Source organism: Streptomyces sp. 7-21 (assembly GCF_016741785.1).
Classification (GTDB): Bacteria; Actinomycetota; Actinomycetes; order Streptomycetales; family Streptomycetaceae; genus Streptomyces.
The window spans coordinates 1-18,223 of sequence record NZ_JAERRL010000023.1 but is presented as its reverse complement, the minus strand read 5'-3'; the positions used below and the strand labels follow the sequence as shown (position 1 = coordinate 18,223).

Annotated in this window: 14 protein-coding genes; 3 read left to right on the top strand and 11 right to left on the bottom strand. The window is 73.0% G+C overall.

Features of this window, described 5'->3' with window-relative positions; all coding sequences use genetic code 11:
* Positions 1-163: 163 nt before the first annotated feature.
* Both JK356_RS21340 and JK356_RS21335 read right to left on the bottom strand, forming a co-directional pair.
* On the bottom strand, positions 164-1,117 hold the full coding sequence (locus tag JK356_RS21340; RefSeq protein WP_201870332.1) for an alpha/beta fold hydrolase: 954 nt from the start codon (positions 1,115-1,117) through the stop codon (positions 164-166).
* Positions 1,118-1,180: 63 nt separating this feature from the next.
* Positions 1,181-1,510, bottom strand: a complete 330-nt coding sequence (locus JK356_RS21335) for a hypothetical protein (RefSeq protein ID WP_201870331.1) — start codon at positions 1,508-1,510, stop codon at positions 1,181-1,183.
* A 172-nt stretch (positions 1,511-1,682) separates the two neighbouring features.
* Here JK356_RS21335 and JK356_RS21330 point away from each other — a divergent pair, with 172 nt between their 5' ends.
* Entirely contained in the window at positions 1,683-2,252 is a 570-nt protein-coding gene (locus JK356_RS21330) for a YceI family protein (protein WP_201870330.1), read from the top strand.
* A 141-nt stretch (positions 2,253-2,393) separates the two neighbouring features.
* On the opposite strand, the gene JK356_RS21325 is transcribed toward JK356_RS21330, so the two are convergent.
* The 9 genes from JK356_RS21325 to JK356_RS21285 form a co-directional block, all read right to left on the bottom strand.
* Complete coding sequence (locus JK356_RS21325) at positions 2,394-3,719, bottom strand: DUF2252 domain-containing protein (protein WP_201870329.1); 1,326 nt, start codon at positions 3,717-3,719, stop codon at positions 2,394-2,396.
* Between the two features lie 329 nt (positions 3,720-4,048).
* Entirely contained in the window at positions 4,049-4,927 is an 879-nt protein-coding gene (locus tag JK356_RS21320) for a universal stress protein (protein WP_307815825.1), read from the bottom strand.
* A gap of 192 nt (positions 4,928-5,119) precedes the next feature.
* Positions 5,120-6,151, bottom strand: coding sequence for a glycoside hydrolase family 5 protein (locus JK356_RS21315; protein WP_236671712.1), 1,032 nt, complete (start codon positions 6,149-6,151; stop codon positions 5,120-5,122).
* Between the two features lie 180 nt (positions 6,152-6,331).
* Positions 6,332-9,463 (bottom strand): ThuA domain-containing protein, encoded by a 3,132-nt coding sequence (locus JK356_RS21310; RefSeq protein WP_201870327.1) that lies wholly within the window; start codon positions 9,461-9,463, stop codon positions 6,332-6,334.
* 70 nt (positions 9,464-9,533) lie between these two features.
* Positions 9,534-10,400, bottom strand: a complete 867-nt coding sequence (locus JK356_RS21305; RefSeq protein WP_201870326.1) for a sugar phosphate isomerase/epimerase — start codon at positions 10,398-10,400, stop codon at positions 9,534-9,536.
* Entirely contained in the window at positions 10,397-11,608 is a 1,212-nt protein-coding gene (locus JK356_RS21300) for a substrate-binding domain-containing protein (RefSeq protein WP_201870325.1), read from the bottom strand. Before JK356_RS21300 ends, JK356_RS21305 begins: the two co-directional genes overlap by 4 nt.
* Positions 11,605-12,660, bottom strand: a complete 1,056-nt coding sequence (locus JK356_RS21295; protein ID WP_201870324.1) for an ABC transporter permease — start codon at positions 12,658-12,660, stop codon at positions 11,605-11,607. The genes JK356_RS21300 and JK356_RS21295 overlap by 4 nt, the downstream gene beginning before the upstream one ends.
* A complete protein-coding gene (locus JK356_RS21290; RefSeq protein ID WP_236671713.1) occupies positions 12,657-13,601 on the bottom strand; it encodes an ABC transporter permease in 945 nt (314 codons plus the stop codon). Before JK356_RS21290 ends, JK356_RS21295 begins: the two co-directional genes overlap by 4 nt.
* Positions 13,602-13,657: 56 nt before the next feature.
* Entirely contained in the window at positions 13,658-15,136 is a 1,479-nt protein-coding gene (locus JK356_RS21285) for a sugar ABC transporter ATP-binding protein (RefSeq protein ID WP_374100694.1), read from the bottom strand.
* Positions 15,137-15,291: 155 nt separating this feature from the next.
* On the opposite strand from JK356_RS21285, the gene JK356_RS21280 reads away from it, so the two are divergent.
* Together JK356_RS21280 and JK356_RS21275 are read left to right on the top strand one after the other, a co-directional pair.
* Positions 15,292-16,503, top strand: a complete 1,212-nt coding sequence (locus tag JK356_RS21280) for an ROK family transcriptional regulator (protein ID WP_201870321.1) — start codon at positions 15,292-15,294, stop codon at positions 16,501-16,503.
* Between the two features lie 181 nt (positions 16,504-16,684).
* The gene (locus JK356_RS21275; protein WP_201870320.1) at positions 16,685-18,154 is read left to right on the top strand and encodes an RICIN domain-containing protein; all 1,470 of its coding nucleotides are present in this window, start codon (positions 16,685-16,687) and stop codon (positions 18,152-18,154) included.
* The last annotated feature ends 69 nt before the right edge of the window (positions 18,155-18,223 follow it).

Sequence of the window (18,223 nt, the reverse complement as noted above, 5' to 3'; positions counted from 1 at the left end):
TAAGCGTGACGACGTCGAGGACTACATGGCCGTCATGGACAGCCTCTGCGCCACCGCCGAACCCCACGGCAAGACCGCGGAGTTCCTGGACGGGCTGCGGTTCCTGGACGGCCTGAAGCGGTCGCTGTAGGCCGCCGCGGCGGGCGCCGGCGCGACGCGGGCCTCAGACGTGCTCCTCCAGCCACGCCAGCAGGTCCGCCCGCACCTCGTGGCGGTTGGTCTCATTGAGGATCTCGTGCCGCGCGCCCGGGTACGCCCGCCACGTCAGGTCCCGGGTCCCCGCGTAGCGGAAGTCCTCCAGCAGCTCGTACACCAGCGTCATGCCGGCGTGGCACGGGTCCTGGTCGCCGACCGCCACGTGCACCGGCAGCCCGGCCGGGATCCGCGCCTGGTGCCGGGGGTCGTTGATCTTCCGCACGCCCAGCACCCAGTCCAGGGCGAGCCCTGCGCTGAACGCGAAGCCGCAGCGCTCGTCCGCCACGTACGCGTCCACCTCGGCCTCGTCCCGCGACAGCCACTCGTAGCCAGTGCGCCCGTCGTACGGGTCGTTGAACGAGCTGAACAGCTCCGGCACGAATCCGGAGGGCGCCGCCCGCCCGCCGCCCCGTGCCGCTTCCGACTCCAGCCGCGCCACCGCCGCTTCCGGATCGCAGCCGGGGAGCGAGCGGAAGGTGCCCGACAGCACCAGGCCGGCCAGCTCCCGCCCGTACTCCTGCGCCGCGTCCCGCGCCAGCTGGGAGCCCATGCTGTGCCCGAACAGCACCAGCGGCACCTCGCCGGCCGCCGCGCGGGCCCGCTCTCCGATCACCCGCAGGTCGCCGACGACCGCCCGCCAGCCCGACTCCCCGGCCACGCCGAAGCCGCCGGTGGCCCGCGCCGTCGCGCCGTGCCCGCGGTTGTCCGAGGCCACCACCGCGAACCCGTGCCCGGCCAGGAACCGGGCGAACCCGTCGTAGCGCAGGGCGTGTTCGGCGGCGCCGTGGACGATCTGCACCACGGCGCGGGGCCGCCCGGCGGGCCGCCAGTAGTAGGTCGCGACCGGCACGCCGTCCGGTGCCGTGACCGTCTCCCTCCGGTACGTCACGCCGTCCGTCGCAGTGCGGGTGTCCCTTCCCATCAACGCCTCCCGTTGGCTCGCGGCCCGCGACGGTACGACGGTACGCCTGGCGGCGGCGTCGCGTCAGCGCAACGGCCAGCGGGACCGCCGCTTGCGCTGGCCGTCGCCCGCGTTGCTGGTGCTCTCATAGAGCAGTTCCGCCGCCAGGAACCGGCAGCCGTAGCTGCGCATCGTTCCCTCGCAGACGAGCAGGAAGTCGTCCCCGGCCCGGTACAGCCGCGTGGACAGCGGCTTCATCGGGTGCTGCGGCTGGTAGCTGCGGGCCAGCTCCTCCAGCCTGGCCAGGGCCTCCTCGCGCGTGCCGGTCACGTGCTCCAGGACGGTCGACGCGTACGCCTTGTGGTTGCCGCCACCGTCGGTCTCCTGGACGATCAGCCCCCACGTCGTGCTCATCAACTCCCCCAATCGTTCGCCGTGTCCAGCGAAGCCTACGGCGCGGCCCGGCGGCGGGAGAGGCCCCCTGAATGCGTTACCGACAGTAATTGACACGCGACATGGATGGGGCAGTATAGGCGGGTGAGACGCCACCAGAAGGTGGCGCGAGGGCGCGACACCAGGAGTTGACATGACGAACCCGAGCGACGTGCCGGCCTCGCTCTCCGACCTGTCGGGCACCTACACCATCGACCCGGCCCACACCTCGATCGGTTTCGTGGCGCGGCACGCGATGGTGACCAAGGTGCGCGGTACCTTCAACGAGTTCGAGGGCAGCGTAACCATCGACAAGGACGAGCCGAGCCGGTCGCGGGTGACCGTCACGATCAAGGCGGACAGCATCGACACCCGCAACAAGGACCGCGACGCGCACCTGCGCAGCAACGACTTCCTCGCGATGGACCAGTACCCGGAGATCACCTTCGTCTCCACCGGCGTGCGCCAGACCGGGGACACCAGCCTGGAACTCACCGGGGACCTGACCATCAGGGGCGTGACGCGGTCGGTCACCATCCCCTTCGAGTTCGAGGGGGCCGCCGCCGACCCGTTCGGCAACGTCCGCATCGGTTTCTCGGGCTCCACCAAGATCAACCGCAAGGACTTCGGCGTCACCTGGAACGCCGCCCTGGAGACCGGCGGCGTACTCGTCAGCGACCAGGTCACCCTGGAGTTCGACGTCTCCGCCGTCAAAAGCGCCTGACCACGGCAGCGGGGGCACCGCCCGCGGCGGTGCCCCCGGTGATCCGCGCCCGCACCGCGCCCGCGAAGAACAGCCGGACGCTCCGCCCGGACGCGGCACGCCCCCCGCCTCCTCGCGGCGAGGGGACAGCCCTGTGCTCCGTTACAGACCGGGAATGCGTCCGTTCCGGAAGAGATCCACGAAGATCTGGTGGTCGGCCCGTGCGCGCGCCCCGTAGGAGTGCGCGAAGTCGACCAGCAGCGCCACGAACCCCTCCTCGTCAGCGGAGATCGCCGCGTCGATGGCCTCTTCCGTGGAGAACGGCACCAGCGTGTGGCCGCTGGAGTCGTCGGCCACGGCGTGCATCGTCGCGGTGGCGGCGCCCAGGTCGCTCACGACCTGCTTGATCTCGGCGGGATCGTCGATGTCCGACCAGTCCAGGTCCACGGCGTACGGCGACACCTCGGCGACGAGCTGCCCGGCGCCGTCCAGCTCCGTCCAGCCCAGCCACGGGTCGGCGTGCGCCTGGAGCGCCCGCTGCGAGATGACCGTGCGGTGGCCCTCGTGCTGGAAGTACGAGCGGATGCGCTCCTCGGTGATGTGCCGTGAGACGGCCGGCACCTGGGCCTGCTTGACGTAGATGACGACGTCGTTCTCCAGGGCGTCGCTGTTGCCCTCCAGCAGGATGTTGAACGACGGCAGCCCGGCGCTGCCGATGCCGATGCCCCGCCGGCCCACGACGTCCTTGATGCGGTAAGTGTCGCTCCGCCTCCGCGTGGCCGACGGCAGCGTCTCGACGTAGCCCTCGAAAGCGGCGAGCACCTTCTCGCGCGTGGCCGCGTCGAGTTCGATCGCCCCGCCGCCGAGCGAGAAGCGGCGCTCGTAGTCCACGATCCGCGACATCGAGTCCAGCAGCCCGAACCGGGTCTGGGAGCGCGCGTGCCGCAGCGCCTGAAGCAGCGGGCCGGTGGCGGTGTCGAGGGTGAACGGCGGCACCTCGTCCGGCTTCGCGCCCCCGGCCAGCAGCCGGATGCGGTCCCGGTAGGCGCGGGCGTAGGCGCGCACCAGGTCGCTGATCACCTCGTCGCTCAGCGCCTTGCTGTAGCCGATGAGCGCCACGGACGCCGCGAAACGCTTGAGGTCCCACAGGAACGGGCCGACGTACGCCTCGTCGAAGTCGTTGACGTTGAAGACCAGCCGGCCGCTTGAGTCCATATACGTGCCGAAGTTCTCGGCGTGCAGGTCGCCGTGGATCCACACCCGGGAGGTGCGCGCGTCCAGGAAGTCGTCGCCGCCGGCGGCGTCGAGGTCGTGGTAGAAGAGGCAGGCCGTGCCCCGGTAGAACGCGAACGCCGAGGCGGCCATCTTGCGGAACTTTACGCGGAACGCGGCTGGATCGGCGGCGAGGAGCGAGCCGAAGGCCGCATCCAGCACCTCGAGTATCTCCTCGCCGCGCCGCTCAGCGGCCGGTCCCCCCTGTGACGTCATGTCGGATCCTCCCCGGAGAAAAAACACTGCATGTCCCAGCGGATGCGGCCAGCGATGTGTGCGTGGCGCCGGCCGACCGCCCGTGAGCCTATCCCGTGTCACGGCCTCACCGTTTGGCGGACGGACCGTCACCTCAAGCCGCGGGCAGGCGTCACCGCCGCGGGGAACACACGGTCTTCTCCGGAGCAGGACGCGCCGCCGCCGGAGCGCCAGGCGGCGGGCAGCGCGCGGTTCCCTCCGTTTCCGGGTCCTTCGCGCTGCCTCCGATGCCGCCTGTCCGTTCCCGCGTACTGCCCCCGGCCTGCCCTCCCGGCCGCGGGCCGGCGCTGTCAGGGCCGCACGACGGCGACCGGGCACTCGGCGTGGTGCAGCATCGCCTGGCTGACCGAGCCGATCAGCAGGCTGGCGAAGCCGCCGTGGCCCCGCGCGCCGACGACGAGCAGCCCGGCCCCGGAGCTGGCCTTCAGCAGCGCCTTGCGCGGGTTGTCGCGCACCACGCGGCGTTCCACCGTCAGGTCCGGGTAGTCGTTGAGGTGCCCGGCCAGCGTCTCCGCCAGCAGCCGCTCCTCGCCGGCCTCCAGGACACCGGGCTCGTTCGCGTACGGCATCGACCGGTCGGGCGGCGGGGGGCCCTCGACGGTCCAGGGCGTCCAGGCGTGCAGCGCCACCAGCTTCGTGCCCCGCAGCGCCGCCTCCTCGAAGGCGAACGCGACCGCGGCCTCGCCCGCCGGGGACCCGTCCGCCCCGAGCAGCACCGGCAGGCCGGGGGAGGGCTCCTCGCGGACCACCATCACCGGGCACTGGGCATGGGCCGCCAGCTTCGCTGAGGTGGAGCCGAGCAGCAGGCCCGCGAAGCTGCCCATGCCCCGGCTGCCCACGACGAGCAGCGCGGCCCCGCGGGAGCGGTCCCGCAGCACGGTGAGCGACTCACCCGTGACGATCTCGCCGCTGACGTCGATGCCCGGCGCCAGCTCGCGGGCCCGCTGCTCGGCGTCGGTGAGCGCCTGGGCCGCCACAGCGCGCAGCGACCGCTCGGCGGCCTGGACCGACTGGGGGTAGCGCGGCACGTAGAGCGTCGGCGGGGTGAAGGCGTGCACCACGCGCAGCGGGCACCGCCGCATCCGTGCCTCGGCCGCGGCGACGCCCACCGCCGCCAGGCTGGAGGGGGAGCCGTCCACGCCCACTACTACGGGGGCATCGCTGGTCACCTGGCCGCTCCTTCCCGCGCCGTGCGCAGATCGCCCCCCCTCCCACCATCCGCGCACCGGGCGGCACACGCAAACGGGGACGGACCGGACGTGTGCGCGGCGGCGCGGCCACACCGTCACCGGGGACAGCCGGGCGGGGTGCGCCCGCGAGCCCTCTTCATCCGGCGGCCGGCGGCGGCGTGCGGCCGGCGTTCATCCGATGCGGTCGCGGATCCACGCGCCCGCTTCCTTCAGAGCGTCCTCCTCGGCCCACCGCCCGGCCTCGCAGGTGCCGGGCTCGAAGACGGCGCCGCTGCGGAAGTCGTCCGAGTAGTTCCAGTTGGTCCAGCTGATGTTCTTCTCCGCCATCAGGTCCAGGTACCGCTGCGCCGCCGCGAAGTCGTTGGGGCCGTCGCCGGTGGCGTCCTGGGTACCGAACTCGGTGACGAACACCGGGATCCGGTCGGCGGCGCGGGCGAGGGTCTCCAGGTACGGGTCCTGGTGCTCGCCGGCGTAGAAGTGGAAGGTGTACATGATGTTGGCGGCCTCGACCGGGTCGGCCACGATCTCCGACTCGTCGGAGCCCTCCGAGACGCCCAGCGAGGACCAGGCGCGGGTGCCGACCAGCACCACGGCGTCGGGGTCCCCGGCCCGCACGACCGGGATCACCTCTTCGGCGTAGCCCTTGATGGCCTGCCAGCTCACGCCGTTCGGCTCGTTGGCGATCTCGTACAGCACGTTGTCCTGGTGGCCGTGGCGCGCGGTGATCTCGGTGAAGAACCGGGTGGCCAGCTCCGTGCTGGCGTTCGGGTCGCCGGGGTCGAGCATGTGCCAGTCGACGATGACGTACAGGCCGCGCTCGGTCGCCAGCTCGATGATCCGGCTGGCGAGGTCGGTGAAGTGCTCGGGGTCGGTCTCGTAGCCGTCCTCCTGCACGTAGGTGGACACGCGCACTACATCGGCGCCCCAGTCCCCGGCCAGGACGTCCAGGGACTCGGCGGTGACGCAGTGCGGGAACCACTGCGTGCCGTGCGTGCTCATCCCGCGCAGCTGGACCGGCTGGCCGTCCTCGCCGCACAGCGTCGTGCCGCACACCTCGAGCCGCCCGTGCCGCTGGAACGGCGTGGCGGCGTCCGCCTGCTCCGGCGCCGCCAGGAAGGCCGCCGCGGCCCCGCACGCGGCCAGCGCCGCCAGCACCTTCACGCGCCCCGGGCGGCGCCGGGCGCCCTCACCGCCTGTCCCCATCGCTGGCCTCCTCCTCATCCGCGGCGACGGTAAGCGGCCCGCCGCTGCCCGTCAACGCCCGTATGCGCGGCGGCGTGACGGGCGGTCAGCGGAACGCCGCGGCGTCCGCCGGGAGGACGGCCGCCGCGGCGCGCGGGGGAGCCGGTGCTGTGCCGGTGTGATGCCGGTGTGATGCCGGTGTTATGACGTGGTGAACTCGATCGCGTCCACGTCGAAGGAGTTGGGGACCGGCGCGTCGAACACCAGGTACAGGTCGTGGGTGCCGGCCAGGTCTGCCACCGGTACCGGTTCGGTCCACTGGTAGTTGTCCCAGTCGCCGGTGCCCGGGACCTGGGTGGTCGCCAGGAGCTCGCCGTCCGGCGCGTCGGCGCGCAGTTCGATGGCGCCGCCGCCCTGCGGCGAGGACAGCCGGTAGCTGACCGTGTCGGCGTTGGCGACGCTCATCGGCGTGAAGGCGATCCAGTCGCCGTCGCTGATGTCGCCGATCCGCTGCCCGTTCTCGGCGCCCTCCTGCGACACGATGCGCGTGCCGGACTGGCTGTCGTAGTACTCGGCCTGCTTGTGCCGCGGCTGGAGCACCGAGCGGCCGTAGCCGGTGAGCGCGCTGGTGCCGTCGGCGCCCTGGTCGGTGTAGCGGGCGTTGAGGACGTACCACAGGTTGGCCCCTTCAGGGTGCCCGCCGAGATCGGAGGTGTCCACGACGCCCTCGCAGCCGCGGAGGTCGGTGGTCGGGTGCTCGTGGTCGTCGTGGCCCAGCGCCGGGTTGACCAGGACGTTGTCGCAGTCGATCTCGCCGTCCTCCGGGTCGGTCACCGTCACCCGGTACGGGATCTGGTCGCCGAAGTCGATGAGCGTGCCGCTGACCGGGATCTCGACCGTCACCGTCGGGGCCGTGTTGCCGGCGGTGATGGGCACGTTGGCGTAGCCCGTCAGCCCGTCCTCGTCGGTGACGCGCAGCTGGGCCGTGTAGTCGCCCGCCTCCTGGTAGGTGTGGGTGGGTGCGGCCTCGGTGGAGTCGTAGCTGCCGTCGCCGTCGAAGTCCCACGCGTAGGCCAGGGAACCGCCGTCGGGGTCCTCGCTGCCCTCGCTGGAGAACTCGACCGTCAGCGGCACCGGCCCGTTGGTCACCGAGGCGCTGGCCCGGGCCACCGGCACCCGGCCGCCCGCGGTGTAGTCAATGCGGTACAGGCCCGAGTCGTTGTTGCCGCCGCCGAACTGGCTGCCCCACTCCAGCAGGTACAGGGAGCCGTCGGGGCCGAACGTCATGTCCATCGGGGAGGCGAACTGCGTCTCGGGCATGAAGTCGGCGATCTCCTCGACCGAGCCGTCGGCGCCGAAGGTGATCTCCTTGACGTAGTTGCGGGACCACTCGTAGAAGAACGCCGAACCGGCGTACTCCTCGGGGAACTTGGTGGGGGAGGGGTTGTCCGGGTCGTACCGGTAGACCGGCCCGGACATGGGAGCCGAGCCGCCCTCGCCCAGCTCGGGGAACTGCTCCGAGGGCCCGTAGCCGTACCAGATCTGCGGCATCTGCACCGGCGGCAGCTCGGTCAGGCCGGTGTTGTTCGGCGACTCGTTGACCGGGTTGTCGCAGTCGAACTTCTCGCCGACCTCGCCGGTGTCCGGGTTGTAGGGCGCGTAGGGCTGGTTGTCGCCGTGGCAGAACGGCCAGCCGTAGTTGCCGGGCCCGGAGATGACGTTGTACTCGACGAGCCCCTCGGGGCCGCGCTCCGTGGTGGGGCCGCCGCGGTCCGGGCCGTAGTCGGACAGGTGCACGTCCCCCGTGGCCTGGTCCACCGTGAAGCGGAACGGGTTGCGGAAGCCCATCGCGTAGATCTCGGGCCGGGTGTTCTCCGTGCCCTCCGCGAACAGGTTGCCCTCCGGGATGGTGTAGCCGCCATCGTCCGTGGGGGCGATCCGCAGCAGCTTGCCGCGCAGGTCGTTGGTGTTGCCCGCGGTGCGGGCGGCGTCCAGCATCTCGTGCCCCTCGCGCCAGTCGAGCGGCGCGTAGCCCTGCCACTCCGGGTCGAGGTTGGGCGGCACGTCGTCGCCGGTACCCAGGTACAGCAGGCCGTCCGGCCCGAACTCCAGGCTGCCGCCGGTGTGTCCGGGCTCGGTGAACGTCCGGTCGCGGTAGGCCGGGACCTCCAGCAGCGTCCGCTCGCTGGACAGGTCGAGCGTGCCGTCCTCGGCCAGCGTGAAGCGGGAGAGCCGGTTGACGTCCTCCTCGCTCGCGGCGGGCGAGTAGTACAGGTACAGCCAGCGGTTCTCGGCGAAGTCCGGGTCGAGGGCCAGGCCGACGAGCCCGTCCTCGCCGCCGGTGTAGACGTCGAGCACGCCGGCGGTCGTCGTGGTGTGGCTGGCCGGGTCGTAGGCCCGCAGCTCGCCGGTGCGCTGGATGTAGTAGACGGTGCCGTCGTCGGCGACGTCCAGCTCCATCGGGTCGGCGGTGTTGTCGTCGAGGGTGACCTTGTCGAACGCGCTCTGCTGCGGCTGGCTGCCCTCGCACTGCGACCGGTCGCCCGTGGCGGCCCACTCGATCCCGCCGAGCACGTGCGCGCGGAAGTACTCCTCGGTGTAGGAGGCCGAGTCGTGGCCCATCGCCGTGGACCAGACGTTGCCGCCTTCGGCGGTGCTGCACCAGGAGATCGGGTGGTCCTCGCCCATGGCGTACTCACCCGGGTCGTACGTGGACTCGTCCACGGTCGCCAGCACGTGCACGCTGGGGCGCGGGTTGGGGTCGAAGTTGTACCACTCCTCGGGCCGTTCCCAGGTCTCGGGCAGCGCCTCGGTCGAGGGGTGGCTGTGGTCCTCGATGCGGACCGTGCCCTGCTGGATGCCGGCCGCGTGCGCGGGCATGTGCGCGCCGCCGTTGACGAGCTGGTCCCACCACGGGAACTCGTTCTCGATGCCCATGTCGAGGGTGTTGTGGATGGCGGCTACCCCGCCGCCGCCCTCGACGTAGTCGCGCATGGCCTGCCGCTGGGCGTCGGTCTCCCAGACCATGCCGGAGTTCTGGAGCATGATGACGACGTCGAACGAGGCCAGCTCCTCGTCGTTGAACACGGCTGGGTCGTCGCTGCGGACCACCTCGAAGCCGCGCGCGGCGGCCTCTTCCTCGATCATCTGCACGCCGGCCGGGATCGAGTCGTGCACGTAGCCGACGGCCCGGGTGAACAGCAGGGCGCGGAACGCGGGCGGGGCGTCCTGCGCCGCGGCCGCCCCGGGCAGGGCGCCGGCGGCCAGCAGGGGGGCGGCGGCCAGCGCCGTGGCGAAGCGGAACCGGAATCTGGTGCGTCGTGGGGGTCGCATGCGGGGTCCTTCCTGGTGCGGCTCTCCTGGGTTGCGTGGCCGGCCGGGGCCGGCGAGGGGGTTGGCAGGGTCAGAGGAGGGTGAACGCGTTGCGCAGGAACGCCAGGCCGTCGGTCGCCAGGGCGTCCTGGGAGCCGGCCAGCGGCCGCCACACGGAGGCCGCGACCGCGAGGGACTCGTTGTGGGCGGTGAAGGACTCGATGCACAGCGGCCCGGCGTAGCCGCAGTCCAGCAGCGCCGTCAGGAAGCCGTGCCAGTCGAGGTGGTCGGCGCCGGGCGCGCCCCGGTCGCTGGCGCAGACCTGGACGTGCGCGATGCGTCCCGCCGCCTGGCGCACCGCCTGCCCGAGCCCGCGTTCCTCGATGTTGAGGTGGTAGGTGTCCAGCGCCACCCCGGCGGCGTCCTCGGGCAGGCCGTCGAGCGCTTCGAGGGTCTGGGCGACGGTGTTCAGCAGGCTCGTCTCGTACCGGTTGAGCGGTTCGACGGCCACGCGCACGCCGCCGCTCCTGGCGTGGTCCACCACCGGGGCGATCGAGGTGCGGAACTCCTGGTACGCCGCCCGCCGTTCGGCCGGCGTCATGCGCCAGGTGCGGCCGACCGCGGTGTAGACCGGCCCGGCCACCGCGGGGGCGCCGAGGGCGTGGGCGGCGTCCACGCACCGCAGCAGGTAGTCGCGGGTGGCGCGGAGGGTCGACGGGTCCGTGGCGACCAGGTCGCGGCCCGGCGGCATCACGGCGATCACCGCGGCGGGGCGCAGGCCGTGGTCCGCCAGCAGCGGTGCGATGTCGTCCGGCTGCCAGTCGCCGGGGTTCTCCAGCGGGATCTCGATGGCGTCGAAGCCCCAGCGGGCCAGCCGCGGCACGGTCTCGGCGAGGGCGGCGCGGGTGACGGGGGAGTGCCAGATCCAGGGGTTGGCGCCGATGGGCAGGGCGGTCACGCGTCCCCACCCCACTCACCCGGGTAGCCCGGCAGGTCCTCGCAGCCGCACATGGCGTAGTGCAGCGGCGGCATGTCCTCGTTGACGTACCGCTCCAGCGTTTCCTCGGTGATGACCGGCTGCGGCAGCCGCCACTCCGCGGGCACTTCCTCGCCGGCCAGGACGCGCAGCGCGGCGATGACCGGGGTGCGCCACTGGAACGTCGGGTAGGTGGGGGCGATGGCCGTCAGGTCGCGTTCCTGCCACGCCTGGAGGAAGTCCTGCTGGTCCTCGCCGGTGATCGGCGGCACTGCCACGCCGGCGTCCTCGAACGCCTCGATGGCGGCCACTGAGCTGGCGCCGGAGTCCATCCACACGCCGTCGAGCGAGCCGTGGCGCTGGAGCGCGTCGGTGACGACGGACTTGGTCGTCGCCGGGTCGCCCTCGGTGAACTCGACGTCCACGACGTTGAGCCCGGCGTCCTCGAACGCCCGCTCGGCGGCGGACCAGCGGTTCTCCAGCACGTCCACGCCGGGAGAGATGCGCAGCGCCAGGATGCTGCCGCCGGGCTCGACGTTCTCGATGAGGAACTCGGCCGCCGCGGCGCCGTAGGCGTAGCCGCCGATGGGGTGGATGAACGTCACCGGGCAGTCGGTGTTGACGCCCCGGTCGAAGACGATGACCGGGAGGCCCGCGGCGCACGCCTGCTCCACCGCCGGGGTGAGCGTGGCGGTGGTGTTGGGGGAGACGATCAGCGCGTCGCAGTCGCGGGAGCTGAGGTCCTGGATGTCCGAGATCTGTTTGTCGTCCTGGCCCTCGGCGTCCAGGACGGTGAAGTCGGTGATCTCCTCGTGGAGGGCGACCTCCGCCTCCATGGTCGTCAGCCCGACCTGCCGCCAGGGGTTGAAGACCCCGGCGTTGGAGAAGCACAGGTGGATGTCTGAGCCCTCCGGCAGCGCGTACTCGTCCGTCGGCACCATCTCGGGGCGCAGCATCTGCTCCCAGGGGCGGTCCGGCGGGCCCTCGGGCGTCTCCTCGCGCAGGGCGAGCTGGCTGTCGTACTCGTCCTGGACGAAGAACTCCTCTTCGGTGCCGCTCGCGCTGGGCTGGCCGGTGCCGGGCGGTGCCGAGGGCCCGCTGCCGGGGGTGTCGCTGGTGCAGGCGGTGAGCAGCGCGGCGCACAGCAGCAGCGCCAGCGCCGGTGCGGTGCGTTTCTTCCTCGCGGTCATGTTCGGGTGCCTCCGGTAGGGCTGGTGGGGCCGGTGGAGCGGGGAGCGAACCGGCGGCGCAGCCGGGAGAAGTCGGCGGCTCCCAGCGCGACGGCGGCGATGACGATCACGCCCTGGACCGTGGACTCCAGGGCGCCGGAGATGCCTTGCAGGTTGAGCAGCGTGAACAGCGCGGTCAGGGACAGCGCCCCGGCCATGGCCCCGGCGGCGGAGCCGCGCCCGCCGCCGAGCACGACCCCGCCCAGTACGACGGCGGTGATCGCCTCGAACTCCAGGCCGGCGCCCGCCTGCGCGGAGACGCCGGAGTAGCCGCCGACGAGCACGGCGGCGAGCGCGGCGGCCGTGCCGGAGCACACGAACGCGAGCGTGCGCACCCGCGCCACCCGCACCCCGGACAGGGCCGCGGCCCGCTCGTTGTCGCCGGTGGCGATGAGGGTGCGGCCGAAGCGCGACCGGGTCAGGGCCACCGCGGCGGCGCCCGCCGCCAGGCACACCAGGGCGGCCCACGGCAGCCAGCCGAACAGGTCATCGCGCCCCATCGCGCGGAAGTCGTCGGGGAGATAGCCCTGGGGCGAGCCGCCGGTCCAGTAGAAGACGCCGCCTTCCAGGATGAGCATCATGCCCAGCGTCGCGATGAACGACGGCACCCGCAGCACGGTCGTCACCAGGCCGTTCACCAGTCCCACCAGTGCGCCGGCGGCCAGCAGCAGCGCGGTGACGGCCCACCACGGGGCGTTCTCGGCCGTGCGGTAGAACTCCGCGGCCGCGACCACGCCGGCCGTGACCACCGCGCCCACCGACAGGTCGAACTGGCCGCTGACGATGACTAGGTACTGCCCGGCCGCCAGGATGAGCAGCGGCGCGGCCCGCCGGACGAACGCCAGCAGCCGGTCCGGCTCCAGGAAGCCGGGATCGGTCACGGCCAGCGCCGCCAGCAGCGCCAGCAGCAGCGCGGCAACGGGCCCGGCGGTGCCCAGCGCGGCCGCCAGCCGGCGGGCCCGCGCCGCTCCGGCCGCGGTGGCCGGCCGGTCCGCGGGGTCGGCGGTGGTCATCGGGACCTCCTCGCGGTGCGGCGCCGCCGGGCGTACAGGGCGACGGCGGCGATGATGATGACGCCACGCAGCACGTTCTTCACGAAGGGATCGACCGACAGCTGGTCGAAGACGGAGTCCAGGACGGCCAGCACCAGCACGCCGCCGAGGGTGCCCGCCACACCGCCGCGCCCGCCGGCCAGCACCGTCCCGCCGAGCACGACCGCCGCGATCGACTCCAGGTCGTACCGGGCCTCGGTGCCGGCCCACGGCGAGCCGGAGCCGAACCGGGCCGCCAGGAACAGCGCGGCGGCGCCCACGCACAGCGAGCACAGCACGTGCGCCAGTACCACCGTGCGGCCGGTGCGGACCCCGGAGAGCCGGGCGGCGTGCTCGTCGCCGCCGACGGCGTACATGTGGTGGCCCAGCCGTGTGCGGCGGCAGACGAACCACAGCGCGAGCGCCACCGCCGCCAGCAGGAACACCGACACCGGCACCGGGCCGATCCGGTCGTACCCCAGCCGCCGGAACGCGGCGGGCACCTCGCCGGCGGGGCCGGTGTAGTTGTCCTCGATCCAGCCGCGCAGGATCAGGGCCGTGCCGAGCGTGGCGATGAACGCGTGCACCTTCAGCCGGGTGACGATCAGCCCGTTGGCCAGCCCGACGGCGGCCGAGAGCAGCAGCACGGCGAACACGCCGGTCAGCACCGTGCCCGAGGCCATCGTCTCGGCCGCGACGAGCGTGCCCAGGCTCACCAGGTAGGCCACGGACAGGTCCAGCGAGCCGGTCAGGATCACGACCGTCTGCCCGAGCGCGATCAGGCCCAGCGCCACGCAGTTCTGGAGCACGCCCGTGACGTGCGGCTGGGTGAGGAACTCCCCGCCCCGGGCCGTCACCACGATCCAGCCGAGCAGGGTGACGCCGAGCGCCGCGAGCCAGATGCCCGCCGCCGGGCCGCCCAGCCGGGCGGCGGGCCAGCCGGCTCCGCCGGGGCGTAAGCGGGCCGTTGCCGTTGCCCTCACGCGGCCTCCTTCCGGGCGCCGGGCGCGGGGGCGCCCGCCGTGGCCAGCCGCATCACGTCCTCCTCCGAGGCGCCGGAGGGGAGTTCACCGGCGATCCGGCCGTCGGCCATGACCAGGACGCGGTCGCTCATGCCGAGCAGCTCGGGCAGTTCGGAGGAGATCAGCAGCACCGCCATGCCCTGGCGGGCCAGGTCCCGCACCAGGCCGTGGATGGCGGCCTTGGCGCCGACGTCCACGCCGCGCGTCGGCTCGTCGCACAGCAGCACCTTCGGCCGCGTGGCCAGCCACTTGGCGAGCACGACCTTCTGCTGGTTGCCGCCGGAGAGGTACCGCACCTCCTGGCCGGTGCCGCGCGCGGTCAGCCGCACCCGGTCCAGCAGCTCCGCCAGTGCCCGCGTCCCGGGCGGCCGCCGCCGGGCGGGCACGGCGCGGGTGACGAGCAGCGCGTTGTCGCGCACGGACTGGCGCAGCGCCAGCCCGTCCTCCTTGCGGTTCTCCGGGACCAGGGCGATGCCCGCGCGGATCGCCTGCCGGGGCCGGCGCGGCACCAGGGGACGGCCGGCCACCGTGACCGTGCCGCGGGTGAACGGCTCGGCGCCGAACAGCGCCCGCGCCAGGGCCGAGCGCCCGGAGCCCTGGAGGCCGCCGACGCCGGTGACCTCGCCCGCGCGCAGCGTGAAGGACACGTCCGTCAGCCGGTCATTGCCCGCGCCGGCCACCGTCAGGACGGTCTCGCCCGTCTCGCCGGGGGCGGCGCGCGGCGGGTAGTAGCTGTCCAGGTCACGCCCGACCATCGCGCGCACCACCTCGTCGACGGTGGTGTCCGCCGTCGCGGCGGTGCGCACCAGGCGGCCGTCCTTGAGCACGCTGACGCGCTGGGAGAGGGCGAACACCTCCCGCAGCCGGTGCGAGACGTAGAGGATGCCGAGCCCGCGGGCCGCCAGCCGGCGCACCAGGCGGGAGAGCACCGCCACCTCGTGCTCGGCGAGCGCGGCGGTGGGCTCGTCCATGATCAGCACGCGCACGTCGGCGGCGAGCGCCTTGGCCACCTCGACCGTCTGCTGCCGGGCGACGGTCAGGTCGCGGACCGTGGTGCGCGGCGTGATGCCGTCGGCTTCGAGCCCGGCCAGCAGGGCGGCGGTGCGCCGCTCCATCTCCGCGCGGTCCACCAGGCCGCGGCGGAGGGGCTCGCGGCCGAGGAAGACGTTCTCGGCGACGGTCCGGTCGGGCAGCAGGGCGAGTTCCTGGTGGATGATGCCGATGCCCGCCGCCTGTGCCTGCGCGGGGTGGGTGAACACGTGGCGTACGCCGTCGAGTTCGAGGTGACCCCGGTCCGGTGTGTGCTCGCCGCTGATCAGCTTCATGAGCGTCGACTTGCCCGCGCCGTTCTCGCCGACGACCGCGTGCACCTCGCCGGGGCGGAGGTCGAGTGTCACTCCGTGGAGGACGGTGTTGCCGAGGAAGCCCTTTGTCATGTCCCGGACTATCAGCATGAAACGCAATGTCTGGGCGCAAGTTCGAACTGTCAAGTGCTCAAGCGTCACCAACTTCGGCCAAAGTAGGGGGAGTTCGTTCGAAGATCGGCAAAAGCAGGTAGTCTCGCCTTCGGAACTGACGCGACGGAGGTGCAATGCTCCCGGACCCGGACGGTTCCCTGACGACCCCACCGGGCTCCCCGGGCCGGGTGCTGGCCCTCATCGCCGCCGGTGCGGCCCGGACCCGGTCGGACGTCGCCCGCCTGACCGGCCTGGCCCGCTCCACCGTCTCGCTGCGCGTCGAGGCCCTGATCACCCACGGCCTGCTCGAGGAGATCGAGGACGGCGGCTCGACCGGCGGCCGGCCGCCGCGCCGGCTGCGCCTGCGGACGCACGACCGCGTCGTCGCGGGCATCGGCCTGGGCGCCACGCACTGCCGGGTGGCGCTGGTGGACCTCGGCGGCGGCGAACTGGCAAGCCGCGAAGACCCGTTGCCCATCTCCGAAGGCCCCGCGGCCGTGCTCGGGCACGCGGCGGCGACGGTCAGGGAGCTGCTGACCGAGACCGGGAAGGACGCGGCCGACATCCGCGCCATCGGCGTCGGCGTCCCCGGCCCGGTGGACTTCTCCGCCGGAGAGCTGGTCGATCCGCCCATCATGCCGGACTGGCACCGCTACCCGATTCCCCGCTACTTCACCGAACGCTTCGGCGTGCCCGCCCTGGTGGACAACGACGTGAACGTCATGGCGCTGGCCGAACAGCGCCAGGTACGGCCGCACGCCCGCCACCTGCTGTTCGTCAAGGCGGGCACCGGCATCGGCTGCGGCATCGTCTCCGACGGGCGCCTCCACCGCGGCGCCCACGGCTCGGCCGGGGACATCGGCCACATCCGCGTCGGCGTGGACAGCACCCCCTGCCGCTGCGGCAACGCCGGCTGCCTGGAGGCGGTGGCGGGCGGCGCCGCGCTGGCCCGCCGGCTCCGCCAGGACGGACTGTCCGTCACGACCGCCCGCGACGTTGCCGAGCTGGCCAAGTCCGGCCAGCGGGAGGCCATGCGGATGCTGCGGGAGGCGGGGCGCCGCATCGGAGAAGTGCTCTCCGGCCTGGTCAACTTCTTCAACCCCGAGGCCATCGTGCTGGGCGGCGCCCTGTCCGCCGCGCACGAACAGCTGCTGGCCGGCGTGCGGGAGGCCGTGTACCGGCGCTCCTACCCGCTCGCCACACAGGACCTGCTGATCGAACCGAGCCGCCTGCGCGAGCGCGCCGCCTCGCTGGGCGCCGCCACCCTTGCGATCGGGCACGCGCTCTCGCCCGACAGGATCGACCGGCTCCTCGCCCCCGGCAGCCGGGGAACCGGCACCCCGTAGCCCGGCCCGGACGCGGCGGCCCGCTGGTGTCCGGGCCCCGGTGCGCGGAGGGGTTGACGCTCCGGAGGGCGGCCGCATACTGATCGGCACCGCACGGGTGTTTGCGCAAACATGCCCCGATCCTCGTCACGCCCGTCATCGCCCCCACCGCTTCCCCCCGTCACCAGAGAGGCAGACCACCATGCATCCCCCCACCGAGGCCGCGCGGCGAGGCCCGGTCCCGCGCCTGGCCTGGCTGCTGGTCATAGCGCTGTGCGCCGGCCTTGCCGCCGCCACGCTGCCGGCGCCCTCCGCCCACGCGGCGCCCGTCACCGTCCTGAACGGCTCCCAGTTCACCGGTCCCGACGGCGCGCCGGTGCACGCCCACGGCGGCGGCGTCATCGAAGTGGACGGCTACTACTACTGGTTCGGCGAGAACCGGCAGCAGGACAGCAACGGCTTCCGCTACGTGTCGGTCTACCGCTCCACCGACCTGAAGACCTGGGAGTTCCGTAACCACGTGCTGACCCAGCAGTCCGACCCGGAACTCCAGCAGGCCAACATCGAGCGCCCGAAGGTGATGTACAACGAGGCCACCGGGCAGTTCGTGATGTGGATGCACAAGGAGAACGGCCAGGACTACAGCGAGGCACGGGCAGCCGTCGCGGTCTCCGGCACGGTCGACGGCGACTACGACTACCTGGGCAGCTTCCGCCCGCTGGGTCACATGTCGCGCGACATCACGGTGTTCGTCGACGACGACGGCACCGGCTACATGGTCTCGGCCGCGCGCGAGAACTACGACCTGCACCTCTACCGGCTGACCGACGACTACACGGACGTCGAGTCGCTGGTCGCCAACCCCTGGCCGGGCGGCCACCGCGAGGCCCCGGCGCTGTTCAAGCGGGACGGCGTCTACTTCCTGCTCACCTCCGGCGCCACCGGCTGGAGCCCCAACCAGCAGCAGTACGCCACCTCCGAGCGCCTCGACTCCGGCTGGAGCGAGATGCGGAACGTCGGCGACGCGACCGCCTTCGGCTCGCAGACCGCCTGGGTGCTGCCCGTCCAGGGCAGCGAGGAGACCACGTACCTGTACCTGGGCGACCGCTGGGCAGGCGCCTGGGGCGGCCTGGTCAACGAGTCCCGGTACGTCTGGCTGCCGCTGGAGTTCCCCACCCGCACCACCATGGCGATGGACTGGGCCGCGGAGCTGACGATCGACACCGCCGCCGGCACCGTCCAGGGCGGCGGCGGGCCGTACGAGACGCTCACCGCGCGCCACTCGGGCAAGTGCGTCGACGTCGCCGACGAGTCACAGGCCGTCGGGCACCACACCGTCCAGTGGGAGTGCGGTGGCCGCGACAACCAGCGGTTCTGGCTGCGCGACACCGGCGACGGCTACGTCCAGCTCGTCGCCCGCCACAGCTCGCTGTGCCTGGGCGTCGCGGACGGCTCCGCGTCGGCCGGCGCCGCCGTGGTGCAGCAGAACTGCGGCAGCGGTCCGGACCAGCAGTGGGAGGTGACGGAGACCGGGGGCGGCTACGTGCAGCTGGCCGCCCGCCACAGCGGCCTGTGCCTGGACGTCTCCGACGAGTCCGGGGACGACGGCGCTGACCTGATCCAGTACGGCTGTTCCGGCGCGCCGCACCAGCAGTTCGCGCGCGCCGCCTGAACCGCCGCCGGCCAGCGGGCCGCGGCGGGGCCTCCCGGGTGAGGAGCCCGCCGCGGCCCGCTGTGCTGC

Excerpts from the sequence above, each read along its gene's own strand:
- JK356_RS21325 (WP_201870329.1), bottom strand. The coding sequence starts at position 3,719 with ATGACGTCACAGGGGGGACCGGCCGCTGAGCGGCGCGGCGAGGAGATA.
- JK356_RS21285 (WP_374100694.1), bottom strand. The coding sequence starts at position 15,136 with ATGACAAAGGGCTTCCTCGGCAACACCGTCCTCCACGGAGTGACACTC.
- JK356_RS21310 (WP_201870327.1), bottom strand. The coding sequence starts at position 9,463 with ATGCGACCCCCACGACGCACCAGATTCCGGTTCCGCTTCGCCACGGCG.
- JK356_RS21335 (WP_201870331.1), bottom strand. The coding sequence starts at position 1,510 with ATGAGCACGACGTGGGGGCTGATCGTCCAGGAGACCGACGGTGGCGGC.
- JK356_RS21280 (WP_201870321.1), top strand. The coding sequence starts at position 15,292 with ATGCTCCCGGACCCGGACGGTTCCCTGACGACCCCACCGGGCTCCCCG.
- JK356_RS21330 (WP_201870330.1), top strand. The coding sequence starts at position 1,683 with ATGACGAACCCGAGCGACGTGCCGGCCTCGCTCTCCGACCTGTCGGGC.
- JK356_RS21275 (WP_201870320.1), top strand. The coding sequence starts at position 16,685 with ATGCATCCCCCCACCGAGGCCGCGCGGCGAGGCCCGGTCCCGCGCCTG.
- JK356_RS21315 (WP_236671712.1), bottom strand. The coding sequence starts at position 6,151 with ATGGGGACAGGCGGTGAGGGCGCCCGGCGCCGCCCGGGGCGCGTGAAG.
- JK356_RS21340 (WP_201870332.1), bottom strand. The coding sequence starts at position 1,117 with ATGGGAAGGGACACCCGCACTGCGACGGACGGCGTGACGTACCGGAGG.
- JK356_RS21295 (WP_201870324.1), bottom strand. The coding sequence starts at position 12,660 with ATGACCACCGCCGACCCCGCGGACCGGCCGGCCACCGCGGCCGGAGCG.
- JK356_RS21300 (WP_201870325.1), bottom strand. The coding sequence starts at position 11,608 with ATGACCGCGAGGAAGAAACGCACCGCACCGGCGCTGGCGCTGCTGCTG.